This is a genomic window from Endozoicomonas ascidiicola, assembly GCF_001646945.1.
GTDB lineage: Bacteria > Pseudomonadota > Gammaproteobacteria > Pseudomonadales > Endozoicomonadaceae > Endozoicomonas > Endozoicomonas ascidiicola.
The window spans coordinates 325,881-327,095 of sequence record NZ_LUTV01000004.1; the positions used below are offsets into that span (position 1 = coordinate 325,881).

Here is a 1,215-nt window from a genome sequence, read left to right on the forward strand (position 1 = left end):
TGGTTAAATTACCGTTCTGAGAAAATGATTTTCCGCAACCAATTTCAGTGCAATGATAGGGCTTCTCGCCGGTATGGGTTCGGACGTGTGATTTTAAATTAGATTTATCAGAAAATGATTTTTCGCAAAATATGCACTTATGTTTTCTCTTAATTGAGACTGGCTTCGATGTTTGCTGGTTGAAAATCACACCAACATTGCGATCCTCTAATTYACTTGTAATAGATTCCTGCTGTTTGAAATATGCTCCTGTATCGGTAATAACTGTTTTTCGTGATATTGAAAGGTCTAATGGCTCACTCTGAATAGACACTAMTCTGCTGTCAAAAGTTGAACTAATTTCTTTTTGTTCTACTTTGTTCTTTWGTTCACTTACAATCCATTCGAGAGACTTCTGTATTTTAGRTGTATTCTGTGTAGAAATATTTTGCATGATTAGCTTTCGCTCGTTGGCCGAAAATTTTAGACGGACATTCGTTTATTGGTTCAATTATACGGTGACACTCATAGTCGCATCTTAGTATCGGTAATACTTTATCGTGCTGCCTAACAATAAAATCGGGTTCGTGCTGCGCACCGGACTCCGCTTCGCTGCGCCGCACATTTTTGGGTTATGTTGCTAAATCCAGTTTTGCCCTGTCTGCTACATCAATAACCCGTTTTATCATTTCCAATTCCGGCAAAGAATAACAAGTTAATAACTCCACACCATCCATTGCTTTAACCAAGTAAAGAAACGCTACTGAGTACAATTGATCTTCTGTTGCTTTCTTGTACTGTTCACGCATGTCACTTCGGCTTTGACCGAACCCACGAAGCTCATCACGAAAATACGTTGAAGGCATTCGTGACGGGATAAATCTGGGTATGCTTTCGCACAAAGCCAACACACTATTTTTTATATACATATGGTTAGTTCCTCATCCCCCAGCAACATAACAAGCCGCTCTAATTCGTTCACTTCGTTCACCAGACCTCCGCTACGCTGCGGCTGTTAAGCTCTGGGTTAGCTGCTGTGTTTCTACCAGAATTGCAAACCTGAGAGTATTTCAGCGTTGGTAGTTTTTTTGTCCAGTTCTATCGAAAAGTTCAGAAGAAATCGGTAAGCTTCGTTTTGCAAGCTGGCGTGAGAGTTTGGTCGTTTATTCCTTCTTTTATGCCAGCGTAAAAATCGCCGTTTACTGTTTGTTTTTCCCAAGCTGGCAGGCGGTAGCG

General features: G+C 40.7%; 2 protein-coding genes. Both read right to left on the minus strand.

Annotated elements, in window-relative coordinates; genetic code table 11:
* The coding region (locus AKL11_RS25660) for a C2H2-type zinc finger protein (RefSeq protein ID WP_216636799.1) at positions 1 to 313 on the minus strand (313 nt) is incomplete at its 3' end.
* 298 nt (positions 314 to 611) lie between these two features.
* Positions 612 to 908, minus strand: a complete 297-nt coding sequence (locus AKL11_RS12055; RefSeq protein ID WP_157673532.1) for a hypothetical protein — start codon at positions 906 to 908, stop codon at positions 612 to 614.
* Between the last annotated feature and the right edge of the window lie 307 nt (positions 909 to 1,215).

Coding starts and splice junctions, on each gene's coding strand:
- AKL11_RS12055 (WP_157673532.1), bottom strand. CDS start 908: ATGTATATAAAAAATAGTGTGTTGGCTTTGTGCGAAAGCATACCCAGA.